This window comes from Rhodococcus sp. C3V (genome assembly GCF_029269915.1).
In the GTDB taxonomy this organism is placed as follows: Bacteria; Actinomycetota; Actinomycetes; order Mycobacteriales; family Mycobacteriaceae; genus Rhodococcus_F; species Rhodococcus_F qingshengii.
Map to the genome: position 1 here is coordinate 103,419 of NZ_JARJBE010000002.1, position 20,260 is coordinate 123,678.

The 20,260-nt window shown below is 62.2% G+C and carries 20 protein-coding genes; 8 read left to right on the plus strand and 12 right to left on the minus strand.

The features are described from left to right. Nucleotides 1-26 precede the first annotated feature (26 nt). Nucleotides 27-2,066 (plus strand): ATP-binding cassette domain-containing protein, encoded by a 2,040-nt coding sequence (locus tag P3G66_RS05465; protein ID WP_276116299.1) that lies wholly within the window; start codon nucleotides 27-29, stop codon nucleotides 2,064-2,066. Beyond that, nucleotides 2,063-2,797, plus strand: a complete 735-nt coding sequence (locus tag P3G66_RS05470) for an energy-coupling factor transporter transmembrane protein EcfT (RefSeq protein WP_042450697.1) — start codon at nucleotides 2,063-2,065, stop codon at nucleotides 2,795-2,797. Before P3G66_RS05465 ends, P3G66_RS05470 begins: the two co-directional genes overlap by 4 nt. Here the strand turns inward: P3G66_RS05470 and P3G66_RS05475 are convergent. After that, nucleotides 2,763-3,419, minus strand: a complete 657-nt coding sequence (locus P3G66_RS05475; RefSeq protein WP_007735111.1) for a TetR/AcrR family transcriptional regulator — start codon at nucleotides 3,417-3,419, stop codon at nucleotides 2,763-2,765. The two genes, P3G66_RS05470 and P3G66_RS05475, sit on opposite strands and share 35 nt — an antisense overlap. A gap of 225 nt (nucleotides 3,420-3,644) precedes the next feature. Here P3G66_RS05475 and P3G66_RS05480 point away from each other — a divergent pair, with 225 nt between their 5' ends. Together P3G66_RS05480 and P3G66_RS05485 are read left to right on the plus strand one after the other, a co-directional pair. Beyond that, the gene (locus P3G66_RS05480; RefSeq protein ID WP_030535581.1) at nucleotides 3,645-4,592 is read left to right on the plus strand and encodes a metal-dependent hydrolase; all 948 of its coding nucleotides are present in this window, start codon (nucleotides 3,645-3,647) and stop codon (nucleotides 4,590-4,592) included. Beyond that, entirely contained in the window at nucleotides 4,592-5,752 is a 1,161-nt protein-coding gene (locus tag P3G66_RS05485) for a hypothetical protein (protein ID WP_042450699.1), read from the plus strand. The genes P3G66_RS05480 and P3G66_RS05485 overlap by 1 nt, the downstream gene beginning before the upstream one ends. Before the next feature lie 45 nt (nucleotides 5,753-5,797). Here P3G66_RS05485 and P3G66_RS05490 read toward each other — a convergent pair whose 3' ends face one another. After that, nucleotides 5,798-6,847 (minus strand): biotin/lipoate A/B protein ligase family protein, encoded by a 1,050-nt coding sequence (locus P3G66_RS05490; protein WP_003942269.1) that lies wholly within the window; start codon nucleotides 6,845-6,847, stop codon nucleotides 5,798-5,800. 276 nt (nucleotides 6,848-7,123) lie between these two features. Here P3G66_RS05490 and P3G66_RS05495 point away from each other — a divergent pair, with 276 nt between their 5' ends. After that, nucleotides 7,124-7,279, plus strand: a complete 156-nt coding sequence (locus P3G66_RS05495; RefSeq protein ID WP_165638325.1) for a hypothetical protein — start codon at nucleotides 7,124-7,126, stop codon at nucleotides 7,277-7,279. 19 nt (nucleotides 7,280-7,298) lie between these two features. On the opposite strand, the gene P3G66_RS05500 is transcribed toward P3G66_RS05495, so the two are convergent. The 3 genes from P3G66_RS05500 to P3G66_RS05510 all read right to left on the minus strand — a co-directional run bounded on the left by P3G66_RS05500 (nucleotide 7,299) and on the right by P3G66_RS05510 (nucleotide 9,926). Continuing rightward, complete coding sequence (locus tag P3G66_RS05500) at nucleotides 7,299-8,114, minus strand: MerR family transcriptional regulator (protein ID WP_047271490.1); 816 nt, start codon at nucleotides 8,112-8,114, stop codon at nucleotides 7,299-7,301. Nucleotides 8,115-8,166: 52 nt separating this feature from the next. Then, entirely contained in the window at nucleotides 8,167-8,673 is a 507-nt protein-coding gene (locus P3G66_RS05505) for a glyoxalase/bleomycin resistance/dioxygenase family protein (RefSeq protein WP_047271412.1), read from the minus strand. 71 nt (nucleotides 8,674-8,744) lie between these two features. Continuing rightward, nucleotides 8,745-9,926 carry a GDSL-type esterase/lipase family protein gene (locus P3G66_RS05510; protein WP_030535585.1) on the minus strand — a complete coding sequence of 394 codons (1,182 nt, stop codon included), beginning with the start codon at nucleotides 9,924-9,926 and terminating at the stop codon, nucleotides 8,745-8,747. Nucleotides 9,927-10,034: 108 nt separating this feature from the next. On the opposite strand from P3G66_RS05510, the gene P3G66_RS05515 reads away from it, so the two are divergent. Next, nucleotides 10,035-10,610: a TetR/AcrR family transcriptional regulator gene (locus P3G66_RS05515; RefSeq protein ID WP_030535586.1), complete on the plus strand. Its 576-nt coding sequence runs from the start codon at nucleotides 10,035-10,037 to the stop codon at nucleotides 10,608-10,610. Nucleotides 10,611-10,784: 174 nt separating this feature from the next. On the opposite strand, the gene P3G66_RS05520 is transcribed toward P3G66_RS05515, so the two are convergent. The 5 genes from P3G66_RS05520 to P3G66_RS05540 all read right to left on the minus strand — a co-directional run bounded on the left by P3G66_RS05520 (nucleotide 10,785) and on the right by P3G66_RS05540 (nucleotide 15,349). Further along, a complete protein-coding gene (locus P3G66_RS05520) occupies nucleotides 10,785-11,699 on the minus strand; it encodes a tyrosine-protein phosphatase (RefSeq protein ID WP_007735104.1) in 915 nt (304 codons plus the stop codon). A 107-nt stretch (nucleotides 11,700-11,806) separates the two neighbouring features. Further along, entirely contained in the window at nucleotides 11,807-11,962 is a 156-nt protein-coding gene (locus tag P3G66_RS05525) for a hypothetical protein (RefSeq protein WP_155419219.1), read from the minus strand. A gap of 50 nt (nucleotides 11,963-12,012) precedes the next feature. Continuing rightward, on the minus strand, nucleotides 12,013-13,602 hold the full coding sequence (locus P3G66_RS05530) for an amidohydrolase (protein ID WP_065455803.1): 1,590 nt from the start codon (nucleotides 13,600-13,602) through the stop codon (nucleotides 12,013-12,015). Continuing rightward, on the minus strand, nucleotides 13,599-15,095 hold the full coding sequence (locus P3G66_RS05535; RefSeq protein ID WP_276116300.1) for a sodium:solute symporter: 1,497 nt from the start codon (nucleotides 15,093-15,095) through the stop codon (nucleotides 13,599-13,601). The genes P3G66_RS05530 and P3G66_RS05535 overlap by 4 nt, the downstream gene beginning before the upstream one ends. Next, nucleotides 15,092-15,349 (minus strand): DUF3311 domain-containing protein, encoded by a 258-nt coding sequence (locus tag P3G66_RS05540; RefSeq protein WP_003942271.1) that lies wholly within the window; start codon nucleotides 15,347-15,349, stop codon nucleotides 15,092-15,094. The genes P3G66_RS05535 and P3G66_RS05540 overlap by 4 nt, the downstream gene beginning before the upstream one ends. Nucleotides 15,350-15,545: 196 nt before the next feature. Between P3G66_RS05540 and P3G66_RS05545 the strand changes: the two genes are divergently transcribed. Beyond that, nucleotides 15,546-16,748, plus strand: a complete 1,203-nt coding sequence (locus tag P3G66_RS05545) for a helix-turn-helix domain-containing protein (RefSeq protein WP_042922652.1) — start codon at nucleotides 15,546-15,548, stop codon at nucleotides 16,746-16,748. 16 nt (nucleotides 16,749-16,764) lie between these two features. Here the strand turns inward: P3G66_RS05545 and P3G66_RS05550 are convergent, their stop codons facing one another. After that, nucleotides 16,765-17,685, minus strand: coding sequence for an alpha/beta hydrolase (locus P3G66_RS05550; RefSeq protein WP_042922586.1), 921 nt, complete (start codon nucleotides 17,683-17,685; stop codon nucleotides 16,765-16,767). 176 nt (nucleotides 17,686-17,861) lie between these two features. Here P3G66_RS05550 and P3G66_RS05555 point away from each other — a divergent pair, with 176 nt between their 5' ends. Continuing rightward, a complete protein-coding gene (locus tag P3G66_RS05555) occupies nucleotides 17,862-19,325 on the plus strand; it encodes a cellulase family glycosylhydrolase (protein WP_064444503.1) in 1,464 nt (487 codons plus the stop codon). Nucleotides 19,326-19,376: 51 nt separating this feature from the next. Here the strand turns inward: P3G66_RS05555 and P3G66_RS05560 are convergent, their stop codons facing one another. Continuing rightward, nucleotides 19,377-20,039 (minus strand): GAP family protein, encoded by a 663-nt coding sequence (locus tag P3G66_RS05560; RefSeq protein WP_042922581.1) that lies wholly within the window; start codon nucleotides 20,037-20,039, stop codon nucleotides 19,377-19,379. Nucleotides 20,040-20,260: the final 221 nt, after the last annotated feature.

Sequence of the window (20,260 nt, forward strand, 5' to 3'; positions counted from 1 at the left end):
ATGTCACCACTGGCACACTGGACGTAGTGAGCAACCGTCCGCAAGTCCGCGAAACCGGCAACCTTCGACCACTCGAGTTGGCAACGGGTGCCGTCATGGCCGGATTCACGGTCGCGTTGTCCGTCATTGCCACGGTCATCCCCATGGCCAGCGCCCTCAACCTCGTGGCCGCCGTTCCGATGGGAATTGTTGCCCAGCGCTTCCGAGTCCGCGCCGTGACGACGGCCGGTATCTCGGCCACGGCAGTCGCCTTTGTCGCGGCGGGTTCGGGATCTGCGGCGGCGGTCGCATTGAGCGCTCTCCTCGGCGGAATCATCGGTACGGTCAAGCGGCGCGGTCTCGGCTTCGTCTCCGCATTGCTGTCGTCATTGGTCATCGGGCCCGCGCTGGCGTTGTTCTCCATAGTCCTGTTGCTTGTTCTCGCTCCGCTGCGCACCTTGTTGTTGACCTCGCTCGAGAACACCGCGTTGGGCGTGGCCGAGATCTTGAAGCGTGCCCCCACACTGGTCGGCGCAGCCGAATGGATCGAGAACAGCATCGGCTCGATCATCGACTACTGGTGGTTGTGGATCGGCGTGTCCATCATCTCCGGAATCGTCCTCAGTACCGTCGTCTCCTATTTCGTCCTCGGCGCCGTCCTCGACCGATTGGCTGCACTCCCTTCGGCCGACCCGCTCCAGACAGCACCCGACGACCGTCCGATCGATCCTCTGCCGGTCACTTTCGATCACGTGGGCTTCACCTATCCGGGTGCAACGACACCGGCCCTCGTCGACGTCAACTTCACCGTGCGACGAGGAGAGTTCGTCACCGTCGTCGGCCACAACGGCTCGGGCAAGTCCACACTCACCCGGTTGCTCGCCGGTCGCGCGCCGACTGTCGGGACGCTGACGAGACCCGGGTCCGCCGGTCTCGGCCGACACGGCGGAACCGCCGTCGTCCTCCAACGACCCGAAAGCCAGATCCTCGGAACCCGCGTCGCGGACGACGTCGTCTGGGGGCTCCCCCCCGAGTCGCATCCCGACGTCGATGCACTGCTGGCCGAGGTGGGACTCGCGGGCATGGGTATGCGTGAGACCTCCGGGCTGTCCGGTGGCGAGATGCAACGTCTGGCTGTTGCAGCCGCGCTGGCGCGGCGCCCCGCTCTGCTGATCGCGGACGAAGCCACCGCGATGGTCGATCAGGCCGGCCGGGAGGAATTGGTCTCGCTCCTTGCCGAACTTCCGCGACGCCACCCGATGGCCGTGGTACTGGTCACCCATCACCACGCCGACACCCGCAACGCAGATCGGGTGATTCAACTACAACGCGGACGGCAGATCGATCACCAACCCGGCTGGATGACGTCGACGTTCGGGGGTCCGCCGTCTGCGCCGTGGCCGGTCAGCACTCGAGCTGTCCTCCAACTCACCGATGTCACCCACACGTACAACGACCGGACTCCGTGGTCGCGGCGCGGACTGTCGGACGTAAATCTCACAATCGGCGACGGCGACGGGCTGCTGGTTCTGGGCGGCAACGGTTCCGGTAAATCGACTCTGGCCTGGATCATGGCGGGCTTGATCGCACCGAGCAAGGGAACCGCAGTCTTCGACGGCAAACCCGTCTCACGCCAACTCGGCACCGTCGGTCTCACGTTCCAGCATTCGCGACTGCAGCTGCAACGCCGAACCGTCGCCGAAGACATCGAGGCCGCCGGAGGTCCGGAGATCGGATCGGTGCAAGTCTCGTGGGCGCTCGACGCCGTCGGACTCGACCGTCACATCGCCGGCCGCAGCATCGACGAGTTGAGCGGCGGACAGATGCGACGCGTCGTCCTGGCCGGTCTCCTCGTGCGCCAACCGCGGGTACTCATCCTCGACGAACCGTTGGCCGGTCTCGATCCACCCGGTCGACACGAAATCCTGAACGTACTCAGGTGGATTCGTCGGAACGGAACCGCAGTAGTCGTCATCTCCCACGATGTCGACGGCATGGACGCCGTGTGCAGCAGAACAATTCGACTGTCGGAGGGTCGCATCCTCGACCCTGCCGCCAGCAGCGCCTTGGAAGGATCGACGACGTGACAACACTTCTGCGCGAAGTCCCGACTTCATCGCCGATCCACCGATTGTGGGCCGGAACGAAGATCGTTGCCGTCGTTCTCGTCAGCATCGTGGTCGTGACCGCTCCGTCCTGGCCGGCGATCGGCGTCGTACTCGGATTGTTGTTGCTGACCGCGGTGATCGGACGCATCCCCCCGACTGCAGTTCCGCGACCTCCGTGGTGGTTGTGGGCGCTGATCCTGCTCGGCGCGTTGATCAATCTTCCGATCGGCCTCGACGCAGTCTTCATCTACCTGCAAGCTGTGACGTTCGGTCTTGTATTGCTCTGCGTCTCACTGATGTTGGCATGGACCACGTCGATGAGCGATGTGGCGCCGGCACTGGCAACGCTCGGTAGACCGCTGCGATTCCTCAAGATCCCGGTCGACGAGTGGGCGATCGCGACGGCCCTCTGCATTCGTTCACTTCCGCTCTTGATCGACGAGATGCTCACCCTGGTGGCGGCGCGACGACTACGCCCGAAAGCTGTGGTGAACAGCGCTGCCGACAATTCGATAGTCGATCTGATCACCACGACCATGTCGGTGGCAATTCGGCGCTCTGCCGAGATGGGTGAAGCGATCTCCGCTCGCGGGGGCACCGGTTTGATCGCGGCGTACCCCAAGCGCCCTCAGCTCGCCGACCTGTTCGCGCTGATCGTCGTCATCGCCGCGTGCGTCAGCGCGGTTGTTTTGACTCTGGTTCTGCGCTGATCGGATCACCGCTGACAGAATTTCCCTGGGCGATGATCGCAGAACCCATCCAGCGCCGTAGGTATCGCCGCAGTTCCTCGTCGCTCCGCTTCGGGTCGCCGGGCGCGAGGAAAAACGACTGCATCGTCCGCAGGACGTATTCGACCAGTTCCTGAAGTGATGCGTCGTCGTATCCGAAACGCACCCAGTCCACGTCGAAGCGGGTGATCATCGCCATTCCGAAGGCCTGCGCCTCCTGAGAGGTCAGACCTTCGGGATGAAGACTCGAATTCGTGCTGGTGAGCAGAATGCCGAGATGCGGCGTTCGGTGGACCTGGGTCAGGGTGTAGACGACACCCTCGGTCATCGCCTCGACGGGATCTTCGATGCCGCTCACGTGTGTGGTGAGCCGATCGAGGTAGCCGTCGACCGACGCGATTGCAGCTGCCCGCATCAGAGCGTCAGCGCTGGGGAAGTATCGATACACGGTCTGCCGGATCACGCCCAGTGACTCGGCGACGTCGCCGATGCTGATTTCCGAACTCGTCCGTCCGATCAACTCGACCGCGGCCTCGACAATGCGACGAGACGCATCTTCGTCACTGTCCGGTGGATTGCCGCCCCACCCACGCCTTCGTGCCACTGCCCACTTCCTCGCTCGAACGAGGCTCGAACCATGTCTTTGCGCTCGAAGTCCAAGAGCCACAGGCTAACACAGGCAGGTTTTGCATCTGCGCCCCTCGAATTCACTCCCCTCGCCGAAAGTGAACATACAACTGCACACCAATATGTATGATTACCGCCACACGTGGCTTCGAGTGCCAGAGCGGCCACCTGACCAGCCCCTCCGAAAGACGAGGTTCGACAAGTGACCAACCTTCAACCCCGAAAAATGGACTTCGGATTCGAGGATCAGGACGTTCCCTTCCTGTGGAACCCGGAGAATCCGGCCTGGTCGAGCATGTCCAACGCGGTCTCGTTCCTGGCCATCGGTTTCGAGAAGATGATCGTGAAGATGATCATGCAGACCAAGTCGCGGATCAGCGATCCTGAAGTGGCCGAGGAAGCCGTGGCGTTCATGCGTCAGGAAGGCCATCACTCGACCGCGCACCGCCAGCATGTGAAGGCTCTGATCAGGCGCTACCCCGGACTACAGAACACGCTCGACGCTGTGATCGGTGAATTCGATCTACTGACCGAGGCGACCTCGCTGAACTACCGGCTTGCATACACCGCGGACCTGGAGGCGACCTTCACTCCGGTGTTCAAGCTGATGCTCGACAACGAGGCGACCTTGTTCCGCCCGGGAGACGACCGCGTCGCGTCGCTGTTCATCTGGCACTTCGTCGAGGAGGTCGAGCATCGCAGCTCGGCTCTGATCATCTTCAATTCCGTTGTCGGAAGCGAGCTTTACCGGATGCGGATGGCACCGTCGATCTTCGCGCACGTGATGAAGGTGATTCGTATCGCCTGCGCAGGCTTCAACCAGCACGTTCCGCTCTCCGAGCGGCAAGTCGACTCACTGTCGATGTTCGCCACCCACCGCACCAAGCAGAAGATTCTGACGTCGTTCGCTCCGTATCTGACCAAGGGCACGATGCCTCGCGCCTTCGATCACCTTCAACTCGGAGAACAACTCGTTGCACTCGGCGGTGTCTTCCGCAGCCAGATGCCCAATCACAACCCGGACCACGAGAAACTCCCCGCACTCGCCGACCAGTGGTTCAAGCGTTACGACGACGGCTACGACTGCACACGCTGGTACACCGCCGAATCTCAGGCACAAGCCGAGTCGATCACGTCAGGGGCCAACTGATGGCAGAACACTGCTCCCCCACGTTTTCCCAGCTCGCAACAGAACTCGGTTTCTCCTGTCAGGAAGCAGGTGGACTCGTCGAGTTCCGTAACCCGGCGGCGCTGGAGAACTGGACCCTGCCCGTCCTCGAATGGACCATCATCGTCGGCTCGGTGCTCGCACTGGTCCTGGCGATCGTGCGGTTGCGCCGCAACGGCGACCCCACCAATCTGGTTCTCTGGTTCGGCGCCACCGCCTACCTGTTCATCATCGAGCCTCCGCTGTACTTCCCGGCGGCGTTCGGCATCGAAGAACAAGTGGACACGATGTTCGCGCACAACGTGTTCACCGTCGACTTCATGTGGGGTCGACTGCCGCTGTACATCGTTGCCATCTATCCACTGATGGCGACGTTGGCCTTCGAAATAGTCAGAATGCTCGGCGTTTTCCGCAGATACGGTCCACTACTGGGCGCTGTCTGCGTCGGCTTCGTCCACCATGCGTTCTACGAAATCTTCGACCACCTGGGGCCCCAGTTGCGGTGGTGGGAGTGGTCGACGTCGAACCCGATCAACCAACCCATGTTCGACGCGGTTCCACTTCCCAGCGTGGTCGTCTTCGCCGCGCTGTGGCCGATGTCGTTGGCATTCTGCGTCCAGTACTTCGTCGGACGGCACGTCGATGCCGGCAAGCACTTCTCCGGACTTCAATTGGTATGGCGCACCATCGTGATCGGCCTGCTGGCCTCGCTGGGTACGTTCATTCTCCCGCTCCCGGCGACGGTCTTCGGTATAGGAAGCGACACTGTCCGCGGGTTCCTCTACGCCGCTGAACTTGCAGTCCTCACAGTGGTCGCGATCGTGGTTCTCGTCCGCCAATGGACGCACCTGCGCTCGGCAGAATCGAACACTCCTGCACACACCAACAGGTTCGTGCAGATCTACAGCGTGGTGTACCTGGTTGTCATGGCCGTCCTGTGGGCGAGTGCGCTTCCCGACTTCTTCGACGCGGTCGACGGTTCCACCAGCGCTGGAGATCCCATCGGGAACCTCTGGTACACAGTGGCGTGCTTCGTCATCGCAATCCTGTGCGTGAGCGCAACTTTCACCATTCCGAAGCGGAACTCCGGGACGGCCGACGCCGAGCTCCTCGGGGCAAACTCAGCGACTCCGGCTACCTAGGCGACCGGGACGAGACCGCTCGGGTCTCGTCCCGGTTTCTCGGTTTCACGGGACGCGGTGAGTCCACTCTTCGGTTCTGAACTTCGTGTCCACCAGCTTGCGCGCCTGCTCCAACTCCGAGTCCGTGTAATCGCTGTCGTGGGTGTCGTATTGACCTCGAAAGTGCTGCGCAAACGACTCCAGGATTGCTGCACGCGTCATTCCGGTCTGCGAACGCAGCGGATCGACGCGCTTGGCCGCACTCTTGGTTCCCTTGTCCGACATCTTCTCTCGTCCGATTCGCAACACCTGCGTCATCTTCTCAGCGTCGATGTCGTAGGCCATGGTCACGTGATGGAGCACAGTGCCGGACGCGAATCGCTTCTGAGCGGCGCCGGCGATCTTGCCCTTGTCCGAGGCGATATCGTTGAGCGGCACATACCGAGCGTTGATACCGACCTCGGCAAGCGCTCCCATGACCCACTGATCGAGAAACGCGTAGGACTGCTCGAAACTCAAACCCTCGACCAATGACGCCGGTACTGCCAACGAGTACGTGATGCAGTTGCCCGGTTCCATGAACATCGCGCCGCCACCGGAGATTCGGCGCACCACCCCGATGCCGTACCGCGCAGCCGCCTCGGAGTCGACCTCGTTACGCACGGACTGGAACGATCCGATCACGACCAAGGGCGAGTCCCAGTCCCAGAAACGCAATGTCGGCGGACGCTCACCCGATGCGACCTCACGCGCGATGACCTCGTCCAGCGCGACGTGCATCGCGGGATCGAGAACCACCGGCGGGATGAGGTCGAAGGTGTGATCCGCCCAGCTCGTGGCGTGGCCGAGTGCGCGCCGGATCGCGATGCCGACCGACTGCGGCGTGAAGCCGATCATCGAGACGGACTCGTCGAGCGCAGTGGAGATGGCATGCGCCAACTGTTCTGCATCCGAGTCGGCGGGCATTCCGCGCAACGCCGCGTTGATGTCGTCGAGCGCGCTGTCGGGCTCGAGGAAGAAGTCCCCCGAGACTGCGACTTCGGACAGCCGACCGTCCGCCACCTCGACGTCGACCGCGACCAGTTTTCCACCAGGAACCTTGTACTCTCCACGCATCCGTCCAGCCTATCCCTGCGGGATTCTCTGCGGTGAGCGCCGTCGAAGATCACACCCCGCGCGCAGTGCGCATCTGTTCGGAAGGCAGGGCGATCAAGTAACCACACCTGTAAGTCGCTGCGGGGCTGCACAATCGCGCGGACTGGACCGCACGTGTCGACCCCTGGCAATTTGGCCGAGCAACGGCCCTGCTTCTGCCGACAGGCGAGATGATCTCTGTGGTGGGAGGATTGCCGCAACGAGCCAACTCCCTGGCGAGCCACAACGGAGGTAGACATGAAGGTCCCGGCGTTCCACTCGACGGTTCCTTCGGATCTCGACGTCTATCACGACAACGAAAGCTGCATTTTGGCCGCGCGCATCGCAGTGTCCCATCGTGCCCACGGAGTCGACGGCCGACCGTGGTGCACTGCGTGTGCGTCTTTGGACTGACGAGCGACCACCAGCTCACTCACACCCACGTCGCCGATTCGGGGGCAACCCCGTTGGCCCGAGCATTCGCATCGATGACAGCGCGGAGCCACACTGTCAGACCGGTCTCGACCTGCTCGTAGAACGCGGTGAATCCCGGATCGGCCACGTACATCCGTCCCAGACACACCTGCATCGAATGTGTGCAGTCGAAGTAAACCCCGATCGACGCTCGGTGCCGTTCTGCCAGCAAATTCGCCTCGCCGCTTCCCGGTTCGACACCGGATCGGCAGGCCAGCGCCAGATCTTCGTTGAGCGTCTCGACGCAGTCGGCGATCTTCTGCCAATCCTCAGCGGTCCTACCCGCCGACCGTTCCGCGTGCTGCGCCCACTGCGCACTGTCACCCCAACGCTCGTGCGCCTCAGGTCCCCATGACGGCTGCCAGTGTCGGCCGAAGATCGAGACCTGCTCGTGTGCCGGCAACAGCACACCCGACTTCCTGGCATCGATGATGCGATCCAAGGACTCGCCCAGTTCCTCCAAGTCGGCTATCCGTTGCCGCAACTCGGCGCGCTGCCCACGCAGCGTCTCGTCCACGTGGGCTGCGGGCGCATCGAGCAATATCCCGATCTCGTCGAGCGACAAACCCACGTCACGGTAGACAAGCACCCGGCCGATGCGACCGAGGTCCGCGTCGGTGTACAGCCGGTAGCCCCCGTCACTGCGCCCGGACGGACGCACCAAACCGATTGCGTCCCAATGATGGAGGGTACGTACGGTTATGCCTAGTCGTGATGCGGCAGCACCGACAGTGAGAGCACTGTCTGCCTCGTCTCCGAAGAGTTGGTCCGTCACGTGATCCAGTCTGACAGACGCGGTTCGGGAGGCCACAGCGTCAGACCTCGGTTCAGTCGTCGGGTCCGTCAATTCCCATGCCTCGCAGATGCTCGGCCTCGGCACTGTTCGGGTCGTACGGACGAGCGGCCGTCATGATCACGCGCGCGTTCTCCGGTGTCACAATCTCCAACTCCAGTGAATTCCACGGCTTCAGATGTGGACCGCTGGTGCATCCGGGCCGCAATTCCTCACACGCCTGTGCTATCTGGTCCATCTGACTCAGCACACACGCAAAGCTCACACTGACGGACGGTGGTGAATCTGCACATTCGCCGGGCACGAGCAGAACGTCTTGAAATGCCCAGCGTCGCAGGTGCGTCAGTCGATCCGGTACCGAAAAGAGGTCGAAGAAACCGAGCCCACGGATCCAGAAGTCGGCAGATTCGGCCAGATCCGATGTCGGAACCGCCACGAACATGGGCATTCCGTAGAGACCTCGGAACTGTTCCGGAGGCACGGCGTCTGTAGCGGGGACAGGGACGGGGCTGATGTCGAATGCCGGGTAAGTATCGGTCATGAAGCCATCGTGAGCCCTCACGCTACGTCAGGGTCAAATCGTGTGAAATCCGATCGAACCAGATTGCGCGATCACACCGTGCGTGCGAATGCGCCGTCGTCTGCGAATACCCGTTGGGCAAAGCGTTCGCCGATGAGACGGTGCGTCGCAGCGTCCGGATGGAGCTGATCGGGAAGCGGCAACTCTTCGTTCTCGGCCGCACCATAGAGATCGCACCCGTCGACGTAATGCAGATTGGGATCATCCGCCGATCGCTGGGTTACGATGCGCGCCAACTCTTCCCGAATAGAGCGCAGCGTCAGCTTTCCGGCTGCGCGCTCGGCGGGATCGCCGGTAGCAACGAATCGCATTTCGCCTCTGGCAAGCGCGTCGAAATCGAATGCACCAGGTCCAGGCGTGTCTTCGTGAATCGGGCAATAGACAGGCGAGACGACCAGCAGTGGAGCCACTGGATGACCGTCGCGGACCGTGTCGAGGAAGCCGTGCATTGCCGACGTGAAGGCCCGCAGGCGCATCACGTCGGAGTTGACCAGATTGATGCCCATCTTGATGCTGATGAGGTCGGCAGGAGTGTCTCGCATAGCGCGGGCGACGTACTGGTCCAGCAGAGCGCTGCCGCTGAACCCGAGGTTGATCAGATCCACGCCGCCGAGGGAGGCTGCGAGAGCAGGCCAAGTGCGGGAGGGACTTTCAGCGCCGGAGCCTTGACTGATCGAGCTTCCGTGATGGAGCCACACATCACGCTTCGTGCCGACTGCGAGTTCGAGCGGGGCGTCGGTTCGCAATGCGACAAGTTCGGTGGTTTCGTTGTGCGGCAACCAGATCTCGACGGTCTTGGATCGCGCGGGCAAGTCCGCGAAGCGGATGGTGCTGACGGGTCCGGATTGTCTCTGAGCGGTACCGGTCGCCATGTCGATCGTCACCGTGTTGCCACCCTCAGCGATTGCGTGCCCGGTTGGTTCGCCGTCGACGATCAGGTCGTACACCCCTTGCGGCCTCGGCGGAGCACCGATGTAGATCATTTTCGTGGGCAGAGTGTCGAGTTCGATGGCCGTAGCGCTGGTTCGGAACACCAGCCGCACTCCGGACGGTTGTGATTGCGCCATTGCCATCTGCCCGTCAGCGAATTGCGTGCGAGCTCTGGCAGGCAGACGGTGTGTCAGCACACCGCGTTCGGTCCGCTCGAGCTCGAGGGCTCCGCGCACGATGTCCTCGGAAATTACGGTAGTAATCCAGCTGCTCTGGCTGTTCATCTCATTCACCTGTAGATAAGTTGCGAAGGTTTTAACTACAGCACACAGTAATTTGCCTATACTATTTAGGCAAGCGGTTTCACTTCTCGACGAACAGGACCAACGGACATGCCTCGCGCAGGACTGACACCCGAACGCCTCGCCGTGGCGGGCGCCGAATTGGCCGACGAGGTGGGCTTCGAGCAGGTGACCGTATCGGCGGTCGCCAGAGCGTTCGACGTCAAGGTCGCAAGCCTGTACTCGCACGTGAAAAGTTCGAACGACCTCAAAACCAGAATCGCGCTGCTTGCCTTGGAAGAGATGGCCGACCAGGCTGCCGACGCCGTGGCCGGTCGGTCCGGCCGCGACGCCTTGACCGCCTTCGCGAACGTGTACCGCAACTACGCGAGGTCACACCCTGGTCGGTACGCCGCGTCACAGATGCGCCTCACCCCGGAGGCCGCGGCCGCGAGCGCGGGTTTCAGACACTCGCAGATGATGCGATCGATTCTGCGCGGGTACAACCTCACCGATCTCGATCAGACCCACGCAGTTCGGTTGCTCGGCAGCGTTTTTCATGGGTACGCCAGCCTCGAGCTGGGTGGATCGTTCAGCCACAGTGCACCGGACAGCGCCGAAAGCTGGGCAAGAATCCTCGAGGCTCTCGATTCGATGCTGACCAATTGGCCAGCGTCGAGTCCATGACCAGTCGTGATTCTTGCGCGCCAAGTTCTTGCGCCACTTGGTGATCGCACACGGCCAAGAAACCTCGGGCCCACCCCAGGAGCGGCGCCACACAATCGCGCGCTCCCGCAACCACAGGTCGCACTGGGACAGAAGAAGGTCCGAGTAGGCAAGAAGCCGGGCGTGGAGCTCCGCTTAGAGGAGAAGCTTGGCGCGCAGAGAGTCGACAGTGCCCTGGTCGACGCCGAGGCCCTCCCGTACGTAAGTATCCATACCGCCGTAGAGCCGGTCCACCTGTGCATACGCCGCATCGAGCCACGACAGGTCCACCGCGTCGTCCCGGCCCAGGTACGTGTTCGACGCCATGAAATCGGCACTGATGAACTCACGCGGGACACCCAGAATGGTCAGCAGGATCGCGGTACCCCAACCGGTGCGGTCCTTCCCTGCACTGCAGTGGTAGACGGTTGCGCCGTCGGAGTTGTTCGCGATCGCAGTCAGCAGGTCACGGAAGGCGACATCGGAACCACGGTAGTTGACCATGAACGGGTAGCCGATGCTCTGGCCGATGTTCGAGGTTCCCTTGACTGCGCCGTCGATCAACGCGCGACCGAGGGTCAGGGGAACGAACTCGTGGAACGCGATGCCGTGTTCGATACTGACGACGTCGGCGACCTGGTAGGTGACCCCGGCGGGGATCCGATCGGGATCCTCCGCACGTTCGGAGGCGTTGCGCAGGTCGACGTCGAGGGTCAGGTTCGCGGCGGTGAGTTTTGCCAGATCAGTCTCATTGAGCGAGCTGAGCTTGTTGGAACGGAACACCAGGCCTGTCCGGACGGTCCTGCCGTCGGTAGTCCGATACCCGCCGATATCGCGGAAGTTCCGCGCCTCGTCGAGCCTGATCTCGGCCGCGGACGGCGGTGGGATCTCCGGCAGCGGCGGTTGCTCCCCGGACGATCCGAACTGACTCGAACCCAATTGCAGGTCGCCGCTCGAAGCGGAGGCGAGTGTGGGGCCTGTCAGGGCCGCACCCATAGCGACCAGCGCAGCGAGGGCGATTCCGAAAGGGCGCGCCCCTCGGCGGCGCGTGTAGACAGTTGTCACCTTCATCCTCTCATTCGCTGTGCGGGATACCCCGCGCCCCGCAAACTCCCGTGCGAGATTACAAGGGTGGCACGCTCCTCGTCCCGACTTTGCTCCAGAAACCGGACATGTGTTCAGGTGCCCGGCCAGCCGCCATCCTGCAGGAAGAAACTCTTGCCCGTCACTGCGTCGCCATCGACCACGCCGGGCCCGATCGAACGACAGACCGCGGCCGCGGCGGCAGCCGTAACTGCACAGCGCCGAACAACTTCACTGTCGAGCAACTGCACGAATCTCCACCTCGAGCTGGTATCCGTTGGGACGAAATCAATCTCATGCGCTACCGGCCGTCGACCATGACCAGTGCAGGCTGAGGAATGTCGGACGAAGCGTCTGCGAGAGCAGCAAGAGTGCCGTCGAGCGCGACAAGGTCCGCACGACGACCCGGCGCCAAGATCCCCACCCGTCCTTCGTCATGGACCAAGTACGCACTGTCCACAGTCATGGCCTGCACTGCACGCTGCACTCCGATCCGTTGGTGGGCGCCAAGCACGGCACCGCCCATGGTCAGCCGATTCACAGCAGTCCTAATCGTCTGGAGGGGATCCATCGGCGTTATCGGGCAATCCGAGTGCAGCCCGAATTTCAAGCCGATGTCATCGGCGCACGCCAGCGGGTCCAGGTTGCCGGCTCTCTCAGGACCGAGGAAACGGTCACGGTGACGATCGCCCCAATGAAAAACATGGTTGACGAAAAAGCTCACCCCGATCTCGGCATCACGTATCGCCTCGAGATCCGCAGGCCCACTCACCTGGCAGTGCTCGATACGGTGCCGCGCTCGACGTCCGTCACTGCGGTGCGCACTGCGCAGCGCCGCGATGGCGGCGGCTACAGCCGCATCGCCGTTGGCGTGCACCGCGACCTGACCTCCCTCGCGGTGCACCTGGAGAACCATGTCGTCGAGTTGCTCCTGCGGATAGAGCAGATCACCGTGATGGTTCGGGCTGCAGGTATACGGAGTTCGCAAGGCTGCAGACAATCCTTGAATGGACCCATCCGCCCAGAATTTGGCGCCGGCCAGGCGGAAGCGTGACCCTGGGGCCGGTGCAGCCGTGAAAGCGATGTTCCTTTCCTCCAGTTCTGCGATCGCGAGATCACCCCGAAGGAAGCCAACCGTGTGCACGGGCATCTCGCCCATGGTGTCCAGGGCACGATAGGCGGCCAACTCCTGCATGCCCGCCGACAGGCCGACCCCTAGATCGTGGACGGTCGTGATTCCTCGCGAACGCGCCAGTGTCAAGCTACGCAGCAACGCGGTCTGCACCTCTGCCTGTGTCAGGTCTGGTATCGCGCCACTCAACCGTGCCACGGCGTCGATTTCCCAGGCCATCCCTGTGAGCCTCCCGTCCGCCCCACGCGGAAACTGCGAGTCCCCGGGATCCACCGTCGATTCGTCGATGCCTGCAGTTGCAAGCGCAACAGTGTTTGCCACCGCAAAGTGCCCCGAGATGTGCAGAACGATGATCGGGCGGTCGGTGCAGACTGCGTCGAGGTCATCGCGTGTGAGATGGCGACCTTCTCGAAGTTGTGTGTCGTCGTACCCCCATCCACGTATCCAGCCGTGAGTGGGAGTTGAGTTCCGCAGAGCCCCTTGGATATCCGTGATCGAGGCGCACGGTGGCGTCCGGCAATCAGCCCATCCGTCAGTCAAGCCGGAGTAGGTCGGGTGAATGTGCGACTCGATCAGCCCCGGGATCACAGTAGCGCCGGCGAGATCGAGCCGACGAGTTTCCGGTCCGGTGTACTCCCCCATGTCCTTTCGACTTCCGGTGGCGACAACCAGGCCTCCATCGAGGACGAGCGCCTCAACCTGGGGTGACGCTGCGTCTTGGGTGAGGATTGCATCTGCGGTGAGTAGTGTCCGAGTCATCGGATATCCGCCTTCGCGGTCGGGACTGCGGGGCAAGGCACTGGTGCCGATCGATTTTCTGCACGGAGGCCCGAAACCGCTTCGACAGGAGGCCACATCACCCGGGTGGCGGACACGAACAACACGTTCAGAACAAGGGCTGCGGCACCGATGTTCATGCCTTTGTCCGCCAACCACATCGATACCGTGCCGTGTGTGTCGAGGTACAGCCAGAGCACCAGCACGTCGCCGAGCACCACGCCCATCGCGAGCGCTGCCGGTCGCAGCTTCCACCCGAAGATCATCGTCGCGAACACCACCACGGCCTGGGTCACCCCGTAATACGCGGTATTCACCAGCGTCAGCAGCAATTGGGGTGCGGCGAGGGTGAGGATCAGCGAGAGGCCGAGGTAGGCGACTATGACCCCGCGCACCCACACTCTCTGACGTGATTCGGGTATTCCAGGAACGATGTTTCGCGAGACGATCGAGCCGATTCCCAGCGCCGAGCCACACAGAACAACGATCGCGCACAGTGCCGCACCACCCGCCACCACTCCGGTCAGCCAGTCCGGGAGCACGAGGCGGGACAGTTGCAGGAGGACCTCGTTGGACTCTGCGCCCTCGAGCTTGTTGGGCAGCAATGAAATTGCTCCGAAGGCAGCAGCGACGAGGAAGGGATACATGAGCATGTACAGCGGGTTGAATCGGGCGACTCGCTTGAGGGTTGCCTCGGACTTCGCCGATAGCACGGCCTGCACGATGAAGGGGAAGACGAAAAAGCCGAGTGACTGGAACACAATTGTGGTGAGCACGAAGGTCAGCGACGAACCGGTGACGGTGGATTGCGAGGCCTGCCCGGCCCCATGGGATGCCGCATCGGCAAAGAGCTTCGTGATACCGCCGGATTTGGCCGTGGCGGCCAGTCCGATCAGGATCGCTCCCAGCAGCAGAGCTGCGTCCTTGACGTAAGACACGAACGCCGGTGCACGTACACCCGAAAGCAGGAGGAAGAGCAGAGCAAGCGCAGCGCCGACGAAAACTGCCACCGTCGGGTTGATGGTGATGCCAAGTCCGCTCAGCGCGACCTGGAGGCCGGCAAGCTGCAACTGCCCCCAGGGAATGAGGAAGACTACCGAGGCAATCGCGATTGTCAGTTCCAACCCGCGCGACCGAAAGTGCCGCCCGGCCACATCGGGCAGCGTCATCGCGTTGTACCGCTTACCTCCCCGCCAGAGGTAGGGCGCAAAGAAGTATCCGATCGGATAGGCAAGCAAGATGTATCCGATGAACCAGACGCCGTAGCTTGCCCCGTGGGCGTACACACCGCCGGGGAATCCAATGAGCGTACCGATGCTGTAGGCCTCACCTGCTCCCAGGATGAAAACCAGCACGGGACCGAAAGATCGCCCGCCCACGAGGTAGTCGGAGATCTCTTTTTTGCTTCCACGGCGTGAAAGCACTCCGGCGCCGAGCGCGAGGAGTAGCACGAGCGTAAATGTTGCAGCGATCATGTCGGATCCCCGATCTCGGTCTTGGCCTGAGCCAGTTCGTTTCGTTCCGCTTCCTCGAAGTCCTTGCGGTCAAAGAACTTCCATGCCATGTGGAGACACAACGAGGTCAGCGGCATCCACAGGAAAAGCCACGCGAACAAAATGGGAAATCCGAGAACAGTCAGTTCGGATCCGGAGAGCGCAACTATCCCGCCCAGCACCCCGACGAACGGAACTCCGATTGCGAGCAAGGCACTCTTCGCCTCGTTGGACATGATTGTGGCTCCTTAGCCGTTGATCGATCCGGAGCAGATGAGGCGAGGGGCGTTTTGCCGTCGAATCGTCGTCCGGTCTAGCGTTGAGTGTGCCTCCCGTCACTATGGCGGGACCATGGGTGAACCCCGGAATCCACGACGCTCGTTCGTGAAATTCACGGGACGCAAGACCAAGCACGCACAAAGGAGTAACCCCGTGGACGTAACCGACGTCGAAGAAGAAGACACGATCCGACGGTTGTGTCGCGAGGTTTCCGACGAGCTCGAAGCGCTCACCGAGCGCGCGGTACAACAGATTCGCAGCGAACTCCCGGCCTACTCCGCGGTACCAGTGGCCGAGCAAGGCAACTACATCCGCAAACAGTTGTCCGCAATGCTGTGTGCCGTCGCCGAGAACGAAACGATCACCACAGAAGACACCGACCGAAACCGCGAACTCGGGCGCCGTCGCGCGATGCAAGGGCTCCCCCTCTCCGATGTCATCGAGACCTATCACATTGCATCTCGTGAGCTCTGGGACACGATGGTCCAGCGGTCCACGAAACCAACACACGAGCTGCTGCAAGCAGGCGGCAAACTCTGGGACCTCGTTCACGCCGCGACGAGCGCAGTCGCAGTCGGACACTCCGAGGCAACGCGCAGCGAGCAGGCCATCCGCGCCGGCGTTCGATACCGATTCTTCGAAACACTGCACAGTGCAACGGATATGGAACTGAGCAACGCCCGAGAGCTGGCACAAACCCTCGGATTCGATACACAGAAATCGTTCCAAGCACTGTCGGCCGTCGAGGAGGAATGGTCAGAAGCACAAGTGGAAAACCTGCAACGAACCCTGGATTCCGTGCATGCTGTCGCGCATTGCAGTCGACATGGCTCCCGAGTAATCGTGATGTGTCAGGGCGAACCAACCGAAGTCATCCACGCAATCATGCGAGATCATCCACGAACTTCACTAGGTATCGGGATGCCCCGGGTCGGGCTCGTCGGCGCAGCTCAAAGCATCAAAGACGCCGAGCGCACATTGCAGTTGGCGACAGCGCCGGGCACGACGGTCAGTTTTGCCGACGAATGGCTCATCGCCACTCTTGCCACCCACCAGGACGAGCTGCTGCCGCTTCTACAGGCTGGGGCGTCCGTGGCCGAAGAGCACTCACATCTGATGGATGCCGTCCGCGCCTTCGCCCGAAGCGGGTTCTCCGTCAGCGCTGCCGCCCGTGACATCCACCTGCATGCGAACTCTGTCACGTATCGACTCGACCGCTGGCAGCATCTGACCGGATGGGATGCGCGAACCCTCGACGGCCTGATGAAATCTATCGTGAGCCTCGAACTGTTTCATCGCCGAACGCTCGACCACCATCTGACACCGAACACGCGCCGCGTGTCCTCGGCACGCTGAACCGCGCCCGTGCTTGTCACTCCGACTCGCCGTCGAGACATTGCCCAAGCCAGGCACCCATATCCGACGCAGCGCGGCGGGCAACAGGCGTTGGATGGTTTGTAAATCCATGCGGGACATCAGGATAGAGACGCAAGTCGACGTCGTTTCCGGCCGCCGACAGTCGCGCCACCATGGCAAGGTTCTCTGCCAGGACCACGTCTTCTGATCCAACGACAACGAGGGTCGGCGGCAGGCCGCTGAGGTCGCCGAATGTCGGAGAAATATCCGGAAGAGTGCGATCATCGACATGGCCGACGTAGGCTTCGATGAAGTATTCGTCGCTGATGGTGCGGCCCGCGGGAGTCTGGGCACTGACGTCGTACGTGCCCGCTTCCAGCACCGCACCCGAAAATGCCTTGGCCAGACCTCGATCACGAAGGCGCAGCAACGTCGTCGTCACCAAGGTTGCTCCCGCCGACATGCCACCGATGGCGAGCCTGGTCGTCCCGAACCGTTCGGCAGCGACATCAAGCAGCCACAAGGCGACCGCCTCACAATCGTCCGGCGCTGCCGGCCAAGGGAATTCCGGTGCAAGCCGGTAATCGACGGTAACCACTACCACCCCGACCTCGTCGGCAAGTCTCATGCTTCGGGCGTCAGCGCTGGCCGCTGAACTCATGTAGAAACCCCCACCCGGAAGATACAGATAGACCCCGTTGACATCGCCGTCTTTCGGAGTGACTACGCGCACCGAAACGGATCGGCCCTCGATGTCGAGTGTGTGTTCAACAGCCCGGCTCGCCGTGGGATCAACCACCCTGGATGCTCGCACCACAAGCAGTTCTTGCAGGGAACTCGGACCGACACCGGCAGGCCGCGACGCATAGAACGCTCGCGTACTCGCCAAATCGTCACGAGGCATTTGTTCGATCAGATCAGTCAATGCAAGCTTCACCAGGGCTCCCTCGGGTCGAGACTTGTCGACAATGATGACACCTCCAGCAGGAGCACGTGTCCGACGTGTTCTCGGCAACGCGGGGCCGTGACAGGTATGAGCAAACCGCGCCGGAAAGAGGTCTTCTCACGCTAGCCTCGACTCGGAATTGGACGTTTGTCTAGAAAGGTCGATGGATGCGTGCGCTGTTGCTTGCCACCCTCGCAATCCTGGTCCTCCAGATTGCAACTCCGGCGGCGAACGCTGCACCACCGGATCCGGGCTGGACTCTCCCCCAACTGACCGTCGCAGATCGAACGATCAAGGACGTCGACGGACGAACGGTGTTGCTCCGCGGCGTGAACGCCAACGGTCTCAATGACTACGCAACCAACGGCACCGGTCTACCCACCGTTACGCCGCTGGGAAGAACGGACTTCGCGCAGATGGCAGCGCTGGGCTTCAACGTCGTCCGGCTCAACGTCGCGTGGTCCCTCCTGGAACCGACCCGCGGTGCATTCGACACTGCGTACGTCGACCGCGTTCGAGTAGCGGTCGAGGATGCAAAAGACCACGGCATCTACACCGTTCTCGACATGCATCAGGATGCATGGGGCCCGTACGTCGGCACTCCGAGCGACCAGTCGTGCCCGTCATTCATGCGGCCGGGAGTCGGCTGGGACGGCGCACCCGAGTGGGCAACCCTGACCGGCGGATGGACAACCTGCAACATCGGTGGGCTCAGGGAAGCCGCACCCGCGATCGCCCATGCCTTCCAGGCGTTCTACGACGACGAGCAAGGAATCCAGAGTCGCCTCGTCGCGACGTGGGCGCGGTTGGCTGCCGAGTTCAAAGACGAACCAGCTGTAGCCGGATACGACCTGTTGAACGAACCGAACCCCGGCCTGCGCGATCCATTCACGGCAGCTGATCAGATCGGGCAGTTCTACAAGCGGGCCACCGACGCCATCAGACAGGCCGAAGCAGGAGGATTTCCACACCTCGTGTTCTTCGAGCCCAGCGCGATCTGGTCGGCTTTCGGCCTCGACGCGCTGCCTCCACGCCATTACCTGACCGATCCCCTGGTGGTCTTCTCGCCCCATCTCTACAGCGAATCGATAACGGTCAGTAGCGAATTTCCCGGAATCGAAGACGGATTCAAGATCGCCGACCTCGCTGCCGCCTGGTACGACGCACCGTTGTGGACGGGTGAATGGGGTTGGTTCGGCGACGCCGACGAGCAGAGAGCAGACGTCGACCGCTTCGTCGATGCCACCGACAGGTACCGGATGGGCGGTGCGTGGTGGTCGTGGACACAAGCGTGCGGTGACCCCCACCCGGTTCGCGACGGCAATACCCACCAGCCGCAGGGAAATCTGAATCGCATCGACTGCCCGTCCGGTGAATCACTCGGGCTCGTAGAGGGATTCGCCGCGCCACTCTCGCGAGCGTATCCGCGGGCAGCGCCCGGCTCGCTGACGGAGGTATCGCGTGACGGGTTTGACGGGAGCGGCACCGGACGGGTCGAGGCCTGGTACCCCGGCACCGACCGGCCACAGCTCGAGACCACGAATCTCTCCGACGTCCGACTGTCCCCGATCGAGGGCGGATGGCAACTGATCGGTCACGCCGACGGCGACTACGCGGTCAAGCGCGCCTGATCGAACGATCATCCGGGAATCGCGCGTTCACACCACGCGAAAGAGCGGGTATCAGAAGATTCCGCCAATTCCCTTGCCGATCAGAACAACTCCGACGACCAAGATCAACACACTCATCACCGTGGTGTTGTTGTCCTCGAGCCAGACTTTGAGATTGGCCAATGGCTTTCGCAGGCGATCAGCAGCCACCAGGTATCCGATGACCGGGATCGCGACAGTTGAACTGGCGATGACCGTGAATACGAGAATCGAGGTGATCGCTCCGCTGGTCGCCAACGACGCCGAGCCGATCGACACTCCGGCCGCGATGCACATGAGCAGGTTCTTCGGGTTGATCGCGGCGAGCGCGAATCCAAGGCCCAATCCCTTGACCGCGGTCATCTCGTCGACGGCTTGCATCCACTTCGGTGTTTCGTGCTCGCCGCTGCGCCCCCGCCACTGCTTGACCCCGACGGCCAACAGGAGGACACCGAGAGCTAGTTTGATCCACGAAACCGTGGCGGACGGTCCGTCGTCTGACGTGCTGACGGCACTGGACAAGATGACGAAAAGAACTGTAGCGATGAAGATTCCGAGTAACCAGCCCACCGCGAACCCGGCGCTGGTGCTACCCGCTCGCTTGGAGAGCAACATCAAGATAGTGGCGATGACGGCCACCGGCGACACGGCGACACCGACGGCCAATGGGAGAAGTTCTCCGACAACGGAACCCATGTCAAAACTCATTTCTGATTGCGGCAAGCAGGATAGGCAGTAGGCGAGAAAAGCCGCCCCTGTCCGCCACGACGGACAACAGAGCACAGCCGATACCGCTGCGCGATAATGCTGACACTGCGAGCGCCTGCGTAGTTCATGCCTCATTCGAAAGGGATGAGTGCCTGAACCGCAGGCCTCGATTCCCCACCGAAGATCGCGAAAAGACTTGGCCAACGGTG